The sequence below is a fragment of the Bacteroides salyersiae WAL 10018 = DSM 18765 = JCM 12988 genome (genome assembly GCF_000381365.1).
Classification (GTDB): Bacteria; Bacteroidota; Bacteroidia; order Bacteroidales; family Bacteroidaceae; genus Bacteroides; species Bacteroides salyersiae.
The window spans coordinates 966,994-985,661 of record NZ_KB905467.1; the positions used below are offsets into that span (position 1 = coordinate 966,994).

Sequence of the window (18,668 nt, forward strand, 5' to 3'; positions counted from 1 at the left end):
CCAAAGAATCTGTTTCTTTTCTGAAGAAAAGAGTAAGGCATCATCTTTTTCTGTAGTTTTGTCCACTTAAGCTAACAACTGATTATGATGGATGAATTTAATGATGTTCAGCAAGAACAATGTTTCGATTTCGGAGAGAAAAAGAATACTGCACGGAAAACTATAAAGAGAACTTTGCTTGTAATAGGGGTGACATTGGCAGTTTATATGGTATACTCTATAGTTCATTTATTTCTTTCCCCTGATCGTAATATTCAGCAGGTCTATTTAGTCCCGGAAGACGCTGCATTTATCATTCAATCGTCCGCTCCGGTCAAGGATTGGGAAAAGTTCAGTGGAAGTGAAACATGGCAATGCCTGAAGAAAGCGAAATCTTTTGAGGAAATAACGAAAAGTGTGGAGACATTGGATTCGATTGTTAAGGGCAACAAAGTATTGTTGTCACTTGTCGGTAAGCGGGATATGCTTATTTCAATTCATAAGACTCGTACTTCCGATTGGGATTTTCTGATTATTCTGGATATGCAGAAAGCATCCAAGATCGATTTGTTGAAAGATCAGATTGAGACAGTGCTGACGATGGCTGGCAATTCGGTCACTAACCGAAATTATAATGGCATTAATATTCTTGAAATGCGCGATCCGGATACGCGTGCTATTTTTTATACGGCTTTTGTCGACAATCATTTTGTGGCTTCTTATACATCCAAACTGGTAGAAGCTGCCATCGATTCGCGTGATAAACCCAAAATAGGGCTCGATCGTGCCTTTATCGAAGCCGAGAGGTTGGTTTCCGGCAAAGGTCTTGTCCGGGTGTTTATTAATTATGCACGTTTACCTCAGTTTATGGCTATCTATTTGGGGGCTAAAAACGAGTACATCGATATGTTCAGTAATTCCATGGATTTTGCCGGTCTTTATTTCAATACGGATAAAAAAAGGATGGAAGTAAAAGGTTATACATTACAAAAAGATACGGCCGATCCTTACGTCATTGCTTTGCTGAATTCGGGAAGGCATAAAATGAAAGCACATGAGATTTTGTCCGGGCGGACAGCTTTTTATACTAATATCGGTTTTAATAATCCGATAACTTTTGTGAAAGAGTTGGAGAGTGCTCTTTCTGTTCATGACAAACCGTTGTATGATTCTTATAATAGTTCCCGGAAAAAGATCGAAGGATTGTTTGGCATCTCTCTGGAAGAGAACTTTCTGAGTTGGATGTCGGGAGAATTTGCCATTACGCAGTCCGAGCCGGGCTTGTTGGGACATGAGCCCGAACTTATTTTAGCTATCGGTGTAAAAAGTATCAAGGATGCCCGTAAGAATATGGAATTCATTGAAAAGAAAGTAAAACGGCGTACTCCGGTTAAAGTCAAAACGGTTCATTATAAAGATTTCGAGATCAACTATATTGAAATGAAAGGTTTCTTTCGTTTATTTTTCGGAGGATTGTTTGATAAGTTCGAGAAACCATATTATACATATGTAGATGATTATGTGGTTTTCAGTAATAAGGCTTCGTCTTTGCTTTCATTTGTAGAAGATTATGAACAGAAGAACTTATTGAAAAACACCTTAGGATTTAAAAATTCATTTTCATATTTGAACTCGAGTTCGACTCTCTTTTTGTATACGGATGTGCATAAGTTCTATTCTCAGCTGAAACCAATGATGAATGCTGCCACATGGAATGAAATACGGGCCAATAAGGAGGTTTTGTATTCATTTCCTTATTGGACAATGCAGATTGTGGGTAATAAGGAGTCGGCTTCTTTGCAGTATGTGATGGATTATAGTCCTTATGTTCCCGAAACTATTGCTGCGATTGATACGGATGAAGAAGATGAGGAAATGGATGAGGATGCTGCTACGGAGAAAGAGCAAATGAGTGAACTGAAGCGTTTTTATGTCGAGAAGTTTGAAGGAAATGTTTTGCGGGAGTTTTATCCGGAAGGTGCACTGAAAAGTGAAGCAGAAGTAAAAGAAGGGAAACGTCATGGACGTTATCGCGAATATTATGAAAATGGAAAACTGAAACTTCGCGGGAAGTATGCCAATAACTTACCTAAAGGTACATGGAAGTATTATACGGACGGGGGGGAGTTTGAACGTAAAGAGAAATATTAATTGTTATATTGGGCTTTGATATAGTTTTATTAAATAGCAAACCTCTGATTGATCAGATGAAAATGCATGCTTAATTATGTATTACTTATTTTTTTCTTAAGAAATAAAATTATGTCGGAATTTTATTTGTAATTTAGTTGTCGATAATCGTTTGTATAGTCTGATTAATCAGGATTGATATATAAATTGTTCTTTGAAATGGCACTATAAAATATTTTGTGTAAATGTAAAATACGGGCTTCAGTATGGGTTCCGTATTTTTTATTTAATAGCTTTGCAAAATGAAGAAAATTATGAAAGAGAAGAATCATGTAGTGCCTGATGAGGTATTAAGTAAGGAGTTCCTTAGCCAGTTCAAAACAGAAGCTGATGTCAGCAAGTTTCTGAAGCAGTTACACGCGCAGGTATTGGAGAAAATGCTTGAAGGTGAGATGGATGCCCATCTGGGTTATGAGAAGAATTCGGTTTCCGGTCATAACAGCGGCAATTCCCGTAACGGCAGCTACCCCAAGAAAATCCAAACCGAACACGGTGAAGCGGTCATACCTATTCCCCGTGACCGTAACGGTGAATTCGAGCCCATAGTTGTTCCCAAACACGAGAGTCGTGGGCTTTCCATAGAAAAACTTGTTATCTCCCTATATGCCAAAGGAATGAGCGTGTCCGACATAGAAGAGGAGATGCGTGAAATCTATGAGATAGAACTGTCCACATCAGCCATTTCCATCATCACGAACAAAGTCAATCAAGCTGCTCAGGAATGGCAGAACCGCCCTTTGGACCCGGTCTATCTTATCGTTTGGATGGACGGTATTGTCTTCAAGGTTCGTGACAACGGTAAAATCATCAACAAGACTGTCTATCTCTGTATCGGTCTGAAACAGAACGGCTTGAAGGAAGTCCTTGGCATGTGGGTGGGAAAATCAGAAAGTTCTTCATTCTGGATGGGTGTCCTGACAGATTTGAAGGCCCGCGGAGTGCAGGACATACTGATTACCTGCACTGACAACCTGAACGGATTTACCGACACCATACGTGCCGTATTTCCTCAATCTTCCACGCAAATATGTGTCGTACATCAGATTAGGAACTCCTGCAAATATGTCGTTTACAAGGACAAGAAAGAGTTTACAGCCGATATGAAGAACATCTATAACGCGCCCAACAAGGAGGCTGCTGCCGTGGAACTGGATAATTTGGAAAAGAAATGGGGAGGGAAGTACCCTTATGCCATCCTCTCATGGAGGAATAACTGGGATGACCTGACTGTTTTCTTCCAGTTCCCATTGGAAATCAGGAAAATAATCTACACAACAAACCTCATAGAAAATCTGAATGGAAAAATCAGAAAGTACACTAAATCAAAACTTTCATTCCCTTCGGATGATGCTGTGAAGAAAATGGTATACCTTTCTCTGATGGAGATTGAGAAGAAATGGACAATGCCGATTACTAACTGGGGATTGATTATGAATCAATTTATGCTTATTTTTGAAAACAGAATTCAGATATAAGAGAACTTATAACTGAATCCCGTTTCTATTTACACAAAATTATGGATACTGCCTTTGAAATGTTGATATACAGTGAAATAGCTATTGTGTCGATGTCCCATGCTTTTTATACGATTAACCATCGACATAATTGATGTTATAAAATGGTGTTGTTTATTGGATAACTTGCTTATTATTAGATGTCTTTTTTGAATATTTAATGGGTCTTAATTGTACCGTTATGGAATTGAAACTGAAGCTGCAACACTGGGAGCGTCAAAACCGCTAAAGTCTTAATTGTACCGTTATGGAATTGAAACAGGGAATGATAGCGATCAGATAGCTGTGTTGTGTGTCTTAATTGTACCGTTATGGAATTGAAACAACTGTATTACCAGGCAACGGCATACCTGTATAAGGTTTAATTGTACCGTTATGGAATTGAAACCGCATCCCACAGCTCTACAATAGCATCATCTATAGTCTTAATTGTACCGTTATGGAATTGAAACCGGATTGTAAGCCCCCAACGGGTTACAGCTTTTGTTTGTCTTAATTGTACCGTTATGGAATAACTTGAGATTACTCTTATGTGTAATCTTTTGCTATCTATGTTACTACTCTTTTATTTGTTAAAAAATACAAGAAGAAAACGCGCAATTATATTCTTTTATATCATTTAACATCAGATAATTAACCTAATTTCTATTTTTGAGACCCCAATTCGACAATTCATATTTAATTATTAACCTATATATTTTATATGACTATGCGAACTAATTATTTATTATTTTTAGTAATCATGTTGGGAATATTTCCCTTGAGTCACACACAAGCATCCGATTCTATTTCAAACAATGTAGTACTTTATTCTCCTTACACGAAAATCTCAGTATCGCCCGGAGAAAGTATTAACTACAGTATCGATTTAATAAATAATGGTAGTGAGATTTATAATGAGAATATCTCATTGAGTGGATTGCCGTCCAGTTGGAAATACGATATAAAATCCGGTAGTTGGAATATCAAACAATTAGCTGTACTGCCCAATGAAAAAAAGAATTTCAGTTTAACGGTGAATGTACCGCTAAAGATAAATCGAGGTAATTACAACTTTTTAGTATCAGCCGGCGAGGCGAAACTTCCACTTTCCATTATTGTAGCACAGCAAGGTACCTATCAGAGCGAATTTACAACAGATCAACCCAATATGCAAGGTAATTCCAAGGCAAATTTTACTTTTAGCACTACACTGAAAAATCAAACTGCAGATCAGCAACTTTATGCCTTGATGGCCGATGCTCCCAGAGGCTGGAATGTCATTTTTAAACCAAACTACAAGCAGGCTACTTCTGCACAGATTGAAGCTAATGCAAGTCAGAATATTACTATCGAAATTACTCCTGCTGCTAATACAGAAACCGGTACATATAAAATTCCTGTGCGGGCTGTAACTAAAAGTACTTCTGCCGAGTTGGCATTGGAAGTTGCCATTACAGGTACGTTTCAGATGGAATTGACTACACCGCAAGGATTATTGAGTTCGGACATTACGGCCGGAGATACCAAACGTATTGACTTGGAAATTGTAAATTCCGGTTCGTCTATGCTGAAAGATATTCAGTTGACATCGCGTAAGCCTTCTGATTGGGAGGTGTCTTTTGAGCCTTCTAAAGTTGAATCATTGAAAGCGGGGGCTATTGCCAACGTGACCGCTATTCTTAAAGCTTCATCGAAAGCTCTTCCCGGTGATTATGTGGTGACAATAGATGCCAAAACTCCTGAAGTAAATGCCAATGCACAATTTCGGATAGCGGTCAAAACTCCCTTGATATGGGGATGGATGGGGGCACTTGTCATCGTTGTTACTATTGGAGGCGTTTATTTTCTGTTCCGTAAATATGGGAGGAGGTAGATTATGGGTGAAGAAGTAATCGTACTCACTGATTTGACAAAAAAATATGGGAGCTTTACAGCAGTAGATCATATTTGCTTGTCGGTCGGGAAAGGAGAGATTTTCGGTTTGCTTGGCCCTAATGGAGCCGGAAAGTCGACTACGATTCTTATGATGCTCGGACTAACGGAACCTACTTCGGGCAGCGTCTCTATTTGTGGTATTGATGCAACGAAACGTCCCATAGAGGTAAAAAGAAAAATCGGATATTTGCCCGAAGATGTTGGTTTCTATGATGATATGACGGGTGTTGAAAATCTGGTCTATACGGCTGCCCTGAATGGAATGATGCCGGAGAGAGCTCAGGCGAAAGCTAAAGAACTAATGGCTCGTGTAGGATTGGGTGAACAAACGCAGAAGAAAACCGGGAAATACTCGCGTGGGATGAGGCAAAGATTGGGATTGGCTGATGTCTTAATTAAAGATCCGGAAATAATAATATTGGATGAGCCGACGTCGGGGATAGATCCTGCAGGGGTTCAGGAATTTATCTCTCTTATTAAACAATTAAGTCGTGAGGAAAAGTTGACTGTATTGTTTTCGTCTCATAATTTGGATCAGGTACAAAAGGTATGTGACAATGTCGGTTTATTTAATCGAGGGAAGCTTGTTGCACTCATCAACCTATCCGAATTGGAAAAGGAACATCGCGAATTAACAGATATTTATAATCAATACTTTATGGAAGGAGGATTGTAAAATGAATAAAGTAAAACATCCGTTTTGGGTTATTGTCCATAAAGAGATTGCCGATCATGTACACAGTTTGCGTTTTATCATTTTGATAAGCATCATTGTATTGACTTGCATGGGAGCTTTGTATACGGCCCTTACCAATATCGGTGCAGCAATAAAGCCCGATGATCCGGATGGCTCGTTTCTTTTTTTGAAACTTTTTACGGTATCGGATGGAACGCTGCCTTCATTTGTTCTTTTCATTAATTTTTTAGGTCCCTTACTGGGGATAGCACTTGGTTTTGATGCTGTCAATTCCGAGCAGAATAAAGGAACACTCAGCCGTATGCTTGCACAGCCTATCCATCGTGATTGTATTATCAATGCAAAGTTTGTGGCAGCATTGATAATTATAGGTGCTTTATTGTTTGCACTTGGATTACTGGTGATGGGGTGTGGATTGATCGCTATTGGCATTCCTCCTACGCCGGAAGAGTTCTGGAGGATCATCCTTTTTATTATCACTGGTATTTTTTATGTGGCATTCTGGTTGAATATATCTATTTTGTTTTCTCTTTGCTTTCGTCAAGCTGCAACTTCTGCGTTGGCTTCGGTTGCAGTTTGGTTGTTTTTCAGCGTGTTTTATGCAATGATAGTCAATGTGGTGGCCAAGGCGTTGAGTCCATCTGGTATGGTGTCTGTATATCATCAGATCAGTTATCAGAAATTCATTTTGGGACTGATGCGGTTGGCACCAAGTGAGTTATTTAATGAAGCGACCACAACATTGCTGATGCCTTCTATCCGAAGTCTGGGACCGTTGACAATGGAGCAATTGCAGGGAGCCATTCCCAGTCCGTTACCTTTGGGAGAAAGTATAATGATTGTTTGGTCGCAATTGACGGGGTTGATAGCTGCCACTGTTGTTTGTTTTGCTATATCTTATATTGTATTTATGAGGAGAGAAGTCCGTTCCAGATAGTATCTTAATATGGATACCCAGAATAAACAGAACTCCGAAAGTTGAATATGAAAACTTTCGGAGTTCTGTTTGTATTATAGTGTGGGTATTTGCTTTATTTATTCGTCCTCTCCGTCGTCAATCGGTAGAATTTTTTGGCTTTCTTCATGAGGTAGTTGTTCCACTTGGCGGAGTTTTCTCTCAATGGCACGGGTGCGTTTTCCCATTACTTCTTCCAGTTGGTCTCCTGCGCTTTGGAGGTTCTTCTGCACTTTTTCGAGCAAACCGCCAAATTTACTGAATTCGGTTTTTACCGCTCCCAAAACAGTCCATACTTCTCCCGTCCGTTTTTGGATGGCGAGTGTGCGGAAGCCCATTTGCAGGCTGTTGAGGATGGCACCCAAAGTGGTAGGACCGGTAATTACTATTTTATACTCTTTTTGCAGCATTTCTACCAGCGCTGTCCGGCGTATTACCTCCGCATAGATACTTTCGAACGGTAAAAACAGAATGGCAAAATCGGTGGTAAAAGGAGGATCGACATATTTGTCATGAATATCTTTTGCCATTTTCTTGATGGTATTCTCCAATTGTTTTCCGGACGATTCGATCAATGCGGTGTCTCCGGCTTCGAAAGCGTCGTAGTATTGCTCGTACACGTCTTTGGGGAATTTGGCGTCAATGGGCAGATATACAGTGCTGTTAGCATCGTCCTTACCCGGAAGTTTGATAGCAAATTCCACAAACTCTGTTCCGCTTTTCTTTGTTTTCACATTGGCATCATACTGTTCCGGGCTCATCATCTGTTCCAGCAATGCCCCTAACTGCACTTCGCCGAAAGTGCCCCGCATCTTCACATTGCTCAGTACTTTCTTTAATCCGCCTACATCCTGTGCCAGAGACTTCATTTCCCCCAGTCCCTTTTGTACATTTTCGAGTTGAGAACGAACTATCTCGAAAGATTGTCCAATGCGCTCGTTCAGCGTTTTTTGCAGCTTTTCTTCTACCATAAGCCGCATGTCGTCCAAACGCTTTTCGGTAGATTTCAGTAGCATTTCCTGTTGACGTGCCATTGCATCGAACTTCTGCCGTTGCAATTCGCCGTTAGTTATCATGTTTTTGTGCAATGCATCCTGTAATTGCTGCATACTTTGATTGATGGTTTGCGTCATTTCCATGCGGAGCTCGCGGATGCTGCGGTTCAGTTCTTCGCGATTCTCCTGCATTTGCAGCCGCAAGGCGGTTTGTAATTGTTCGTTTTGTGCCTGCCCATTATTTCTGGTCAGTATCAGAATGATAAGACCGGCCAATAATAAGATGACAACTATGAGTAAAATCAACTCCATAAATCAATAGGTCAGAATTTCGTTTCCGGTTTCTGTTATCAAGATCATATTTTCCCATTGTGCCGATGGCAGTCCGTCATCGGTGCATATGGTCCAGCCGTCTTCATCGTCTACGAACACCTCGTATGTTCCCATATTTATCATAGGTTCTATGGTAAATGTCATTCCCGGAACAATCAGCATGCCTGTACCCCGACGGCCGAAATGTTCCACATCGGGTTCTTCATGAAACTGCATCCCGACTCCGTGTCCGCAAAGGTCGCGTACCACGCTATATCCGTTTTTTTCGGCATGTTCCTGGATGGCGGCACCTACGTCTCCCAACCGTGCCCAAGGTTGTGCAGTGGCGATACCTATTTCCATACATTCTTTGGTGACTTGTACCAGCCGACGCATTTCCGGACTGACTTCTCCAATCATAAACATGCGCGAAGCATCCGAAAAATATCCTTTGTATATGGTAGAAACATCTACATTTATGATGTCTCCACTTCGTAGAATTTCGTCTTTGCTCGGTATTCCGTGACACACTACATCGTTGATGCTTGTGCAAACACTCTTGGGAAAACCCTCATAATTGAGTGGAGCCGGAATGGCCCCGTGACTGGTAGTAAAATCATAAACCATGCGATCGATCTCTTCGGTGGACATCCCTTCGCGGATATTTTCGGATATGTAATCCAGCAAGGCGGTGTTGATTTTGGCGCTTTCGCGTATACCTTCCAACTGTTCCGGTGTACGGAGTACTTTTCTGGGAGGAAGTTTTAAGCCCTGTTTTCTATATTTCTGTATTTTATCTTCTATCTCGTCCGGGTAATTGGAAGGGGTGAACCGGAAGCCCTTGATAAACTTTTTCATTGTTTCTATAAATTTTGTCTTTCAATCTATAGCACAAAGGTAGAGAATAAATGTTAGTAATTGAAATGCAGACGTACCATTTATTTTTCACCGGATTGATTCTACCTAAAGCGTATTATTGTGGAATTCGAGTAGATAGGAATTTTCCCGAAGTTGTCAATTTGATAAGTATAGGTAAAGTGTCCTTAGAACCGGAACAATCTGCATAGTTTGAAGAAATATGTAATATGTAAGCTAAAGTATTGTATGTCAGTTATATATTAGATGTGTCGTATCGGTGGAAAAGTCGTTTTTTCTTCGTATAAAGAATTAATATTAATGTACTGTTAAAAGCGTATTCTTGTGGATAAAGAATGCATTCTTTAGTTTTAAAAAATATATTCTTTGTCTGACGGAAAATGGTATATGGAAAAAGCCGTTAACAATGTTAAAATAGAAATAGAGATCAATCAGGACCAAGCAAAGATAATAATGAGAAAACGGTGATAGACATCAAGGGATAAAATAGAAATACGCTTTTTTATGTTTAGCAACATTGTTGCTATATTATTTCATGAAATGTATCTTTATTTTGAAATAAAATCTTTCCTTTGCGTGGAAAATAAATGAAACAGAATTATGCGTATATATTTAAGAACCACTCCGAATGATGTTATTGTTCCTTTCGATTATCAGCAGAAGATAGTCGGTACGATACATAAATGGCTTGGTAATAATGAGATACATGATAAAATCTCTTTGTATTCTTTTTCTTGGCTTTTAGGTGGAAATATGATTGTGGATAAAGGTTATAACTTTTCAAAAGGTGCCACTCTTTTTATCAGCTTTTATGAGAACAAATATCTCAAGGTGTTGATAGATACAATTTTGTCGGACCCTAAGATGTTCTGTGGGCTTTCGGTGAAAGAGGTTACGTTCGAACGGGAACCGGCGTTTACGGAAGAACCTGCTTTTTTCAGACTCGCTACCCCGATTTTTATTAAACGGTTGATAGAAGAAAATGGAAAGAAGGAGCAGAAATTCTATTTTTATGATGATCGGGAGAGCAATGACCTGATGACAGAAACACTGAAACATAAAATGCGGGAAGCCGGATTACCCGATGATGATACTTTAAAAGTGGAATTTGACTTAAGCTATATGAATAAGAAAAAGAAATTGGTGACGATACACGGTATAAAGAATAAAGCCAGTATGTGTCCGGTGATTATTCATGGCCGTCCGGAAAGTAAACTGTTTGCATGGACAGTAGGATTGGGTAATGGAACAGGCATATCTTTGGGAGCATTGTTATAAAATTTAATATTCTGTCGTACTATGAAATACTATATTCTGAGATATTCCGGTCCTTTTGGTTTTATCAAACCTTGGACTGCCGTTCGTGATGCAAGCGGCGGAGAGACTTATTCGCAGCAATTTTTAACCCCTTCCATTATAGAGGGTTTGAGACAAAAGTTAGAAGTGACCGCTATTTTGCGTCATAAATTGGTTTATGGCGGAATCGATATCCAGCAAGAAATGGTTCAGGCAAAAGCGTGGAGTAAAAAGGCAAAGAAATATATCAGAGAACGTTCTATTCTTAAACGTGGAGTGATGCTTAATCCTGTTCTCATACTGGCTTTTGGCAGTATGGAAGACGCGGAAAAGGCAGCGATGCAACATATTTGCCTGTGCCGTAATGAAGATGTGCTTTTGCCTGGCGAAATAGAGGAAATAACTGTCGATGAGTTTGAGCTGCTCGACGGTTATGAGCTTCGTTTCGGTAGGGGCGATCACTCTTTTCTTGTGGGATACAACCGTTTTTGTAATAATGAAGAGATGTATGGATCTATAGAGATCACCGGAAATCCAATCCAAAGAGAAAAGAATGAGTAAATATGATTCCATATTAGCAAAAAGTACGAAAAACGGCGGAACAACTCTGAGGGTTCATCTTGAATCGGTAGCTCAGTTAGCTATGCTGGCTGCCCGATGTATGGGGATGGATCCGGAAATAGCACGGTTGGGAGCTTTGCTGCACGATATTGGAAAAGCAAATCCTTTGTTCCAGCAGAGTTTAGAGCAGGAACGGACATCCTTTTTTTGCAGTGAATTCCCTTTTCGCCATGAGATCGCATCTTTGTTCTTTCTGAATCTGGTTGATCGGGCTTTATGGGATCCCGTCATCGATATGATTATTGCGCATCATAAGTCTGTTTCCAATGATGATCGGAAAAAAGGAATTCTTGATTTGGAGGATGAATATGGTGATGAGATTCTGGAGTATCATTTGTCGGACTTCTCAGCGTGGAGTATGGATGCATTAGGCATCTTGGGCGAATTGAGTTTTCCCGGAGTTACTTCGGAAACCGTCATAACCGAGCAGGATGCCCGTTGCGCCTACGATTATGCTCTGACGCATTGTGGGAAGAAGACTAAGGGCTGGGCTGTCTGGAAAGGGTTATTAATGGGAGCGGATCATCTGGCATCGGCTACGGAGGAACAGAAAGACCGGCTTCCCGATTTGTTTACTATTCCTGATCTGCATTTCTATAATAGGCAAAGCGAACTTTATCCTTTGTCTCTGATCGAGTCTGATGTGACTAAAAGGCATTCGTTTGTGAAAGCACCGACGGGAGCCGGTAAAACGGACTTTCTGATGAAGCGTTGTCGGGGGCGGATTTTCTATACCTTGCCTTTTCAGGCATCTATCAATGCGATGTACGAACGTATTGCCCATGATTTGGGCGATTGTGTGGAAGATGTACGGCTGCTGCATTCCATATCCCAATTGGTTATTGAGGATAACAGGATAGTGGAGAAGGCGATACAAAACAAGTTTGGTGCGGCTATTAAGGTATTGACTCCCCATCAGTTGGCTGCCATTGCTTTGGGTACGAAAGGTTATGAAGCAATGCTGTTTGATTTGCAGGGATGTGATATCATTCTGGACGAGATCCATACGTATTCGGATATGGTTCAGTCCATTGTTCTGAAAATGGTGGAAGTAATGAATCATATAGGTTGCCGGATACACGTTGGTACTGCCACCATGCCATCGGTGCTCGAACAAGCTATTCTTCAGATATTGGGCGGCCGGGAAAATGTGCAGTATGTGGAATTGCCGGAGGATGTATCAGACTCATTCAATCGCCATATTGTTCATAAAGCCGACTCCTTCATTGAGCTACTTCCGGTGATTCGGCAAGCGGTAGACGAGGAACAGAAAATACTGATTGTATGCAACCGGGTTGCTCATGCACAGGAGATTTTCAAGCAGATCGATGAACTCTATCCGGATACAGACAAAATGTTGATTCACAGCCGGTTTAAAAGGAAAGACCGGAATCGGTTGGAGAAAGAACTGAAAGAGGTTTATAATGCCAGTCCGCATGCTTGTGTGGTTGTATCTACACAGGTGGTTGAAGTCAGTCTGGATATCAGCTTTGATGTAATGATTACCGAGGCGGCGCCTATCGATGCGCTCATTCAGCGTTTCGGGAGAATCAACAGAAAGCGGAATGCGGATACGATCGGGAAGTACAAGCCTGTTTATGTGATTGCTCCTCCCGAAGAGGATAGTGAATGTCTGCCGTATTCGCGGGAGGTGCTGCAACGCAGTTATGACGTTCTTCCTCAGAATGCATTGTTGCGGGAAGCTGAGCTGCAATCTCTGATAGACCGGGTGCATCCTCAGATTAAGAGAATTAATATCGGGCTCGATGCTGTATTTGTAGATGGGAAATGGCGGTTGAAGGAATTGCGGCATTTGCCGAAATCGGCCTTGATAGAAATGCTGGACATCGATTCCGTCTCTTGCATCACCCAGCAGGATGATGAAAGCGGAAAGTACGAACAGGCAATGGAGAAAGAAAGACTGTTAATGGAGATTCCTGTACGATATAACTCTCTGCGCTGGAAGAAGTTAAAGCAGTTGCCGATCGGCTCTCGCCCTTTTGTTGTTCCGGATGCGGCTTATTCTTCTGACAAGGGGTTAGACTTCTCTAAAATAGGAACCGAATATTATGATACAAATTATCAAATGTTATAGCTTATGTATGCAACAACCATAGGATACACCTTCTTGAAAGCTTATAATAATAAGTTTCAAACGAATTATACGGGACGTACTTTCTTTGAAGAAGTTTTTGTACCGTTATTTTTTGATCATCCCAAGTATATGATGACTGCCGGTAATTCTCCGTTAGAGAATCCTAAATTGAGTTGGGAGGATATGATAAAAGGCAAAAAGCCTTTTGAAACAGCCGAACGCAGAAAAGAGAGAATCGATAAGATGATCAATAAAATCGAATCGGAAAAGGCGGATGCCAGTATAGCGATTGGGTATGGGGTAGTGGATGCTGCTGCGGCCACTACGGGACAGATCACTAATATTGATTTTCCAGATAACAAGGAAGATATTTACTGCTCCTGGATTGGTGCAGGGCTGGGAGTGGGGATTACCGGAGGATTGACCATCTTGTTTAATAACGAAGCACTCTTATTGGATATCTATGAGGGATGGAAATGCTATCGGCAATATTTGGAAGAATATCCTTTGATGAAAGGAAATCAGATAAACACGTGGAACGGGCGATGGCTGGTTCATCGGTATCAACCGGATTTTGACGAAACAGATCCTACGGCCGGATTTAATCCGTTGGAGCCGATCAATGGCGGATTGCTCGGTTTACAGACCATATCTTGGGTAGAGGTTCTCTTGAAAATAGCCCGGCGTTTTCCTGCGGACAATTTGGTGGGATATTTATATAGTATCGGGCAGACGAACACTACCATTGGTTTTATTCCTTTCAAACTCCAGGATATTATTCGCCCCGACCAGTTGTATGAAAAAATATTTGGTAAGCTTGATTACCAAAAAGATGCTCCAAAGGTTTCCAAGCTATATGGAACAGCTATCGGATTACGGGCAGCTTGTCAGGCAGGTGCCATCGGAATACCGGCTATGGAGCCTAAAGGATTAAAGGCTTTCTTTCCTACTACCAAAGGAATCAGAAAGATTTCATATAAGGAGGGAGACGAAGAACAAAGAATAATATATTGTACTTACTTAATTTGGATATTAGCTATGTTGAACAATGAGAAATTATGGGAACTGTCCCGCGAATTCGCGGAATTGTTGCTGAAGTATGAAGCAGGCGCAGGAAAAGCAAGAACAGATCGGAAGAACAATGTGAACCGGTTGTTGGAATCTGTTTCTGTAAAGCAGTTTCTTCAAAATTTGATTCCTGTCATTCAAGACGAGAAGGAAGTAGAAGGGTATGAAAATATGGGAAAAACAGTGCATTCGATGCCTAAAGATAATTTCCCTTATTTCAATACATTGATTAGATTTCAATACGCATTATTAAACAAATAATATAATCACAATGAAACCGTACATTTATTTAAGAGGATTGCGTCATGTAGACCTGTCTGTGTTTTGTGTGGAGAGTGGACAAAAGGTATATTGGGACCCTGTGTTCAGCACTTCGGTTCCATATTCAAGTGGACAACAAGTAAAGAGAAGCATTCTGGATTCTATAAACTGTGAGTTGCAGGCTGATCCGTCTTCCGTTACTTTTGTTTTCGATGTAAATAGTAAGAATCTTTTAGGAGAAGGGGAGGTGCTTTCTCTTTGTGATCCTCAATATTACGATCAGCTATTAGGAGGCTGGATGAGGGCTTCAAAAGGGGGTAAAGAACGTACACTAAAAAGAAGAAGTCCATTCTCTATTTCTGCTATGCGTCCATTGCATCCGTTGTTGGGAGGACGCATTACAGAGAATGCGACTTTTGACCGAAGTGACAGGCCGGAATTGCATAAAGTAATAGTGCGCGATGCTTCCGGTAAACAGATGAGCGAAGAACGGGTAGAAGCCCTGTTGACCGGAACGGACAGAAGCCTGTACCGTAAATGGATCCCTGAGAACACCCGTGCTACCGGTTTATTTGTGTATGATATCGCTATTGACTTGCGTACCTTATTTGCGGTTTCGGTAAATCAGATGGAACCGGAATTGACCAAAGAGAAGATCGAGGAATTGAAAGAAAAAGGTTGGGTAGCTTCACGCAATGTTTTTGGAGAGTGCCTGGTGATGCCCAAAGCTGACAGGGAAAGAGTGATACCGGCCATTGCCAAAGCGCTTATTAATTGGAAGATAACAAGTAATCAATCCAGAACATTCAGTTTGATGGAAACGCTTGCCATTGCAGTGAGTGATAATGCCAATGCGTTGGCAGGCGCCATTCGTGCCAAGTTAGTAGAAGAAACAGAAAGGCCTAAAGCTAAACCTCTGATAGATGAAACAGCCGGGGCGGATTTATACGTAACCTTGCCTTGTTCGGGATATATGACCACTGAAACAGAGTCCGCTGACGCCTTGCAGAAAGCGGAGGATAAATTGAAGGAGTGGATGCTTGCTTTTGATTATGAAAATCAAAAAGGATAATGATAGGATGTGTAAGGCAGAGCTGTATGGTTCTGCCTTATTCTCTTAATTTCAAATGGAAATGAATATTACAGGCACTCACTTTAATTATTATCAGATTTGTAAGCGCAAATTATGGCTGTTTGCTAATGGCATAAGTATGGAACATACCTCTGACTTGGTCTATGAGGGAAAGTTGATACATGAAGAATCTTATCCGCAGCGTTCTGCTAAATACGAAGAGGTAGAGATGGACGGGATAAAAGTGGATTATTATGATACTTTGCACAAGGTAATTCATGAAATAAAAAAGTCCGATAAGGTTGAAGTGGCTCATGAATGGCAATTAAAATATTATATGTATGTATTCGAACAGAATGGCATAGAGGGTATCTCTGGAATATTGGAATATCCGGTTTTGCGGAAAAGGGATACGGTGCTGCTGAGTGATATAGATCGTGAAACGATTGTTGAAATGATAAATGAAATAAAGCAGGTTATCGAATCTGATTTTTGTCCACCTTTGGAGAGGAAACGAATATGCAGAAATTGTAGTTATTGGGATTTTTGTTATAGTGGGGAGGAGGAAGAATGAAAAAGACTTATTATTTATTTAATCCGGGACAATTGGAACGTAAAGACAATACTTTGAAGTTTACTCCTGTTACGGAGGAAGACGGTAATGGAGAGCCTTGTACGGGACAGCCCCGCTATCTACCTGTTGAAGATGTAAATGAGTTTTATGTTTTTGGTTCATTACGGGCTAATAGTTCCTTGTTTAATTTCTTGGGACAGAAAGATATAGCAGTACACTTCTTTGATTACTATGAGAATTATACCGGATCGTTTATGCCGAAAGATTCTCTTTTGTCCGGGCGAATGCTATTAGCTCAAACTTCTGCATATCAGAACAAAAAGAAGCGACTTTTGATAGCACAAAAATTTATAGAAGCGGCTGCTTATAATATGGTTAAAAATTTGCAGTACTATAATCGCCGGGGGAAAGACATGGAGGAAGTCATGGAACTAATCAAAGGATATGCTTCTAAACTTTCTGAAACTGCTTCCATACAAGAATTGATGGGAACGGAAGGAATGATCCGGCAAACTTATTATGATGCATTCAACCTTATTTTGAATGATTTTGAAATGGGAAATCGCACCAAACAACCTCCTTTGAATGAAGTAAATGCGCTTATCTCTTTTGGAAATATGATGTGTTATACGTTGTGTTTGAGAGCTATCCATCAGACGCAATTAAATCCGACTATTAGTTTCTTACATACTCCTGGAGAACGGCGTTACTCTTTGGCATTAGACATTGCAGAAATTTTCAAGCCTGTTATTATTGACCGGGTAATTTTTAGAGTCTTAAATAGGAAAGAGATTCGAGAGAAGCATTTTGATCGAAAGCTGAATCGTTGTTTGTTGAATCAAACAGGAAAAAAGATTTTTGTGAAAGCCATTGAAGATAAGCTTATTGAAACGATCAAGCATCGGACATTGAACAGAAATGTAAGTTATCGGCATTTAATGAAACTGGAATGCTATAAATTAGCGAAACATTTATTGGATATAGAAGAATACAAACCTTTTAAAATGTATTGGTAAGAATATGTATGTCATTTTGGTTTATGATTTTGGCGAAAGACGAGTTGCAAAGATGCTGAAGCTATGTCGTAAGTATTTGAATTGGATACAAAATTCCGTATTTGAGGGGGAAATATCAGAAGTACGATTAAAGGAAATGTTATCTGTTGCAAAGGCTTTCATGAAAGAAGATGAAGATAGTATTATTGTTTTTAAAGGTTCCTCACAATGTTCTTTGGAGAAGAAAATTATCGGGAAAGAACGGTGTAGTATCGACAATTTTTTATAATTTAGTTGTCGATAATTGTTTTTATTGTCTTTCCAATAAGTCTCTACGTTGTAGATCGTTCTTTGATATGTTGATATACAGTGAAATAGATGTTATGTCGATGTCTGGTATTTTTTATATTATTATACATCGACATAATTAATTATATAAAAAGCGTATTTTTTATTTGCTAACTCATTCATTTTTAATTGTTTTTTTGAGTGTTTGTTAGAGGTATTAATTGTACCGTTGTGGAATTGAAACAAAATATTTGCAATAGAAGCCAGAAAAGGAAAAATGGTATTAATTGTACCGTTGTGGAATTGAAACTACATATCCCTTATCTATTTTTTGAATAAACAATTGTATTAATTGTACCGTTGTGGAATTGAAACTTATTTTGTACATTTCGTTTGCTACGTGGTCGGCTGCGTATTAATTGTACCGTTGTGGAATTGAAACAAGAAATGGCAGGCATCAATCAACAACACAACAAGGTATTAATTGTACCGTTGTGGAATTGAAACATTCTATTGGTTTTGCTGGTCGTACTATTCGTGTGTATTAATTGTACCGTTGTGGAATTGAAACCAGTACTTTAGAAGTATCTTCTATCCTTGTGTATGTATTAATTGTACCGTTGTGGAATTGAAACACATTGCTCAACAAACTTTAGTTTAGCATGAATAGGTATTAATTGTACCGTTGTGGAATTGAAACATTATGTCGGTGGCTATGGTGATGAAATTTCTTCGTATTAATTGTACCGTTGTGGAATTGAAACATTCTGCTATGCCGCCTCAAAATAATCTGCTTGGTAGTATTAATTGTACCGTTGTGGAATTGAAACTTACTCAGACGGTCGATCAAGATACAGATGGTTCGTATTAATTGTACCGTTGTGGAATTGAAACCAACGGGTATGTAATAAAGATAGACGAAGAGACGGTATTAATTGTACCGTTGTGGAATTGAAACATTAA

At 39.9% G+C, this 18,668-nt stretch carries 15 protein-coding genes and 2 CRISPR repeat arrays; of the genes, 13 read left to right on the forward strand and 2 right to left on the reverse strand.

From position 1 onward, the window contains the following. Positions 1-87 precede the first annotated feature (87 nt). The 5 genes from HMPREF1532_RS15315 (at position 88) to HMPREF1532_RS15335 (ending at position 7,234) form a co-directional block, all read left to right on the forward strand. Positions 88-2,130: a DUF3352 domain-containing protein gene (locus HMPREF1532_RS15315; RefSeq protein WP_005931428.1), complete on the forward strand. Its 2,043-nt coding sequence runs from the start codon at positions 88-90 to the stop codon at positions 2,128-2,130. A 293-nt stretch (positions 2,131-2,423) separates the two neighbouring features. After that, positions 2,424-3,644, forward strand: coding sequence for an IS256 family transposase (locus HMPREF1532_RS15320; protein ID WP_240043655.1), 1,221 nt, complete (start codon positions 2,424-2,426; stop codon positions 3,642-3,644). A gap of 206 nt (positions 3,645-3,850) precedes the next feature. Then, a CRISPR array of direct repeats spans positions 3,851-4,135; the repeat unit is 27 nt; unit sequence TTAATTGTACCGTTATGGAATTGAAAC. Positions 4,136-4,386: 251 nt separating this feature from the next. After that, positions 4,387-5,538, forward strand: coding sequence for a COG1470 family protein (locus tag HMPREF1532_RS15325; RefSeq protein WP_005931430.1), 1,152 nt, complete (start codon positions 4,387-4,389; stop codon positions 5,536-5,538). Positions 5,539-5,541: 3 nt separating this feature from the next. Beyond that, complete coding sequence (locus HMPREF1532_RS15330; RefSeq protein WP_005931432.1) at positions 5,542-6,276, forward strand: ABC transporter ATP-binding protein; 735 nt, start codon at positions 5,542-5,544, stop codon at positions 6,274-6,276. Between the two features lies 1 nt (position 6,277). Continuing rightward, positions 6,278-7,234 carry an ABC transporter permease gene (locus HMPREF1532_RS15335; protein WP_005931433.1) on the forward strand — a complete coding sequence of 319 codons (957 nt, stop codon included), beginning with the start codon at positions 6,278-6,280 and terminating at the stop codon, positions 7,232-7,234. A gap of 98 nt (positions 7,235-7,332) precedes the next feature. Here HMPREF1532_RS15335 and HMPREF1532_RS15340 read toward each other — a convergent pair whose 3' ends face one another. Together HMPREF1532_RS15340 and map are read right to left on the reverse strand one after the other, a co-directional pair. Then, a complete protein-coding gene (locus tag HMPREF1532_RS15340; RefSeq protein ID WP_005931435.1) occupies positions 7,333-8,559 on the reverse strand; it encodes a DNA recombination protein RmuC in 1,227 nt (408 codons plus the stop codon). A gap of 3 nt (positions 8,560-8,562) precedes the next feature. Further along, positions 8,563-9,417 carry a type I methionyl aminopeptidase gene (gene map / locus HMPREF1532_RS15345; RefSeq protein WP_005931437.1) on the reverse strand — a complete coding sequence of 285 codons (855 nt, stop codon included), beginning with the start codon at positions 9,415-9,417 and terminating at the stop codon, positions 8,563-8,565. Positions 9,418-10,035: 618 nt separating this feature from the next. On the opposite strand from map, the gene cas6 reads away from it, so the two are divergent. The 8 genes from cas6 (at position 10,036) to cas2 (ending at position 17,706) form a co-directional block, all read left to right on the forward strand. Further along, complete coding sequence (cas6, locus tag HMPREF1532_RS15350) at positions 10,036-10,713, forward strand: CRISPR-associated endoribonuclease Cas6 (protein ID WP_005931441.1); 678 nt, start codon at positions 10,036-10,038, stop codon at positions 10,711-10,713. A gap of 21 nt (positions 10,714-10,734) precedes the next feature. Further along, positions 10,735-11,292, forward strand: coding sequence for a hypothetical protein (locus HMPREF1532_RS15355; RefSeq protein WP_005931442.1), 558 nt, complete (start codon positions 10,735-10,737; stop codon positions 11,290-11,292). After that, entirely contained in the window at positions 11,285-13,447 is a 2,163-nt protein-coding gene (locus HMPREF1532_RS15360; protein ID WP_005931444.1) for a CRISPR-associated helicase/endonuclease Cas3, read from the forward strand. Before HMPREF1532_RS15355 ends, HMPREF1532_RS15360 begins: the two co-directional genes overlap by 8 nt. 3 nt (positions 13,448-13,450) lie before the next feature. Next, positions 13,451-14,776, forward strand: a complete 1,326-nt coding sequence (locus HMPREF1532_RS15365) for a hypothetical protein (protein ID WP_005931446.1) — start codon at positions 13,451-13,453, stop codon at positions 14,774-14,776. A 10-nt stretch (positions 14,777-14,786) separates the two neighbouring features. Continuing rightward, the gene (locus tag HMPREF1532_RS15370) at positions 14,787-15,848 is read left to right on the forward strand and encodes a hypothetical protein (RefSeq protein ID WP_005931449.1); all 1,062 of its coding nucleotides are present in this window, start codon (positions 14,787-14,789) and stop codon (positions 15,846-15,848) included. A gap of 61 nt (positions 15,849-15,909) precedes the next feature. Further along, positions 15,910-16,422, forward strand: coding sequence for a CRISPR-associated protein Cas4 (cas4, locus tag HMPREF1532_RS15375; protein WP_005931452.1), 513 nt, complete (start codon positions 15,910-15,912; stop codon positions 16,420-16,422). Next, positions 16,419-17,438 (forward strand): type I-B CRISPR-associated endonuclease Cas1b, encoded by a 1,020-nt coding sequence (gene cas1b, locus HMPREF1532_RS15380; RefSeq protein ID WP_005931454.1) that lies wholly within the window; start codon positions 16,419-16,421, stop codon positions 17,436-17,438. The genes cas4 and cas1b overlap by 4 nt, the downstream gene beginning before the upstream one ends. A gap of 4 nt (positions 17,439-17,442) precedes the next feature. Then, positions 17,443-17,706 carry a CRISPR-associated endonuclease Cas2 gene (gene cas2 / locus HMPREF1532_RS15385; protein WP_005931456.1) on the forward strand — a complete coding sequence of 88 codons (264 nt, stop codon included), beginning with the start codon at positions 17,443-17,445 and terminating at the stop codon, positions 17,704-17,706. Positions 17,707-17,919: 213 nt separating this feature from the next. Further along, positions 17,920-18,663: direct repeats of the CRISPR family, unit length 30 nt; unit sequence GTATTAATTGTACCGTTGTGGAATTGAAAC. The last annotated feature ends 5 nt before the right edge of the window (positions 18,664-18,668 follow it).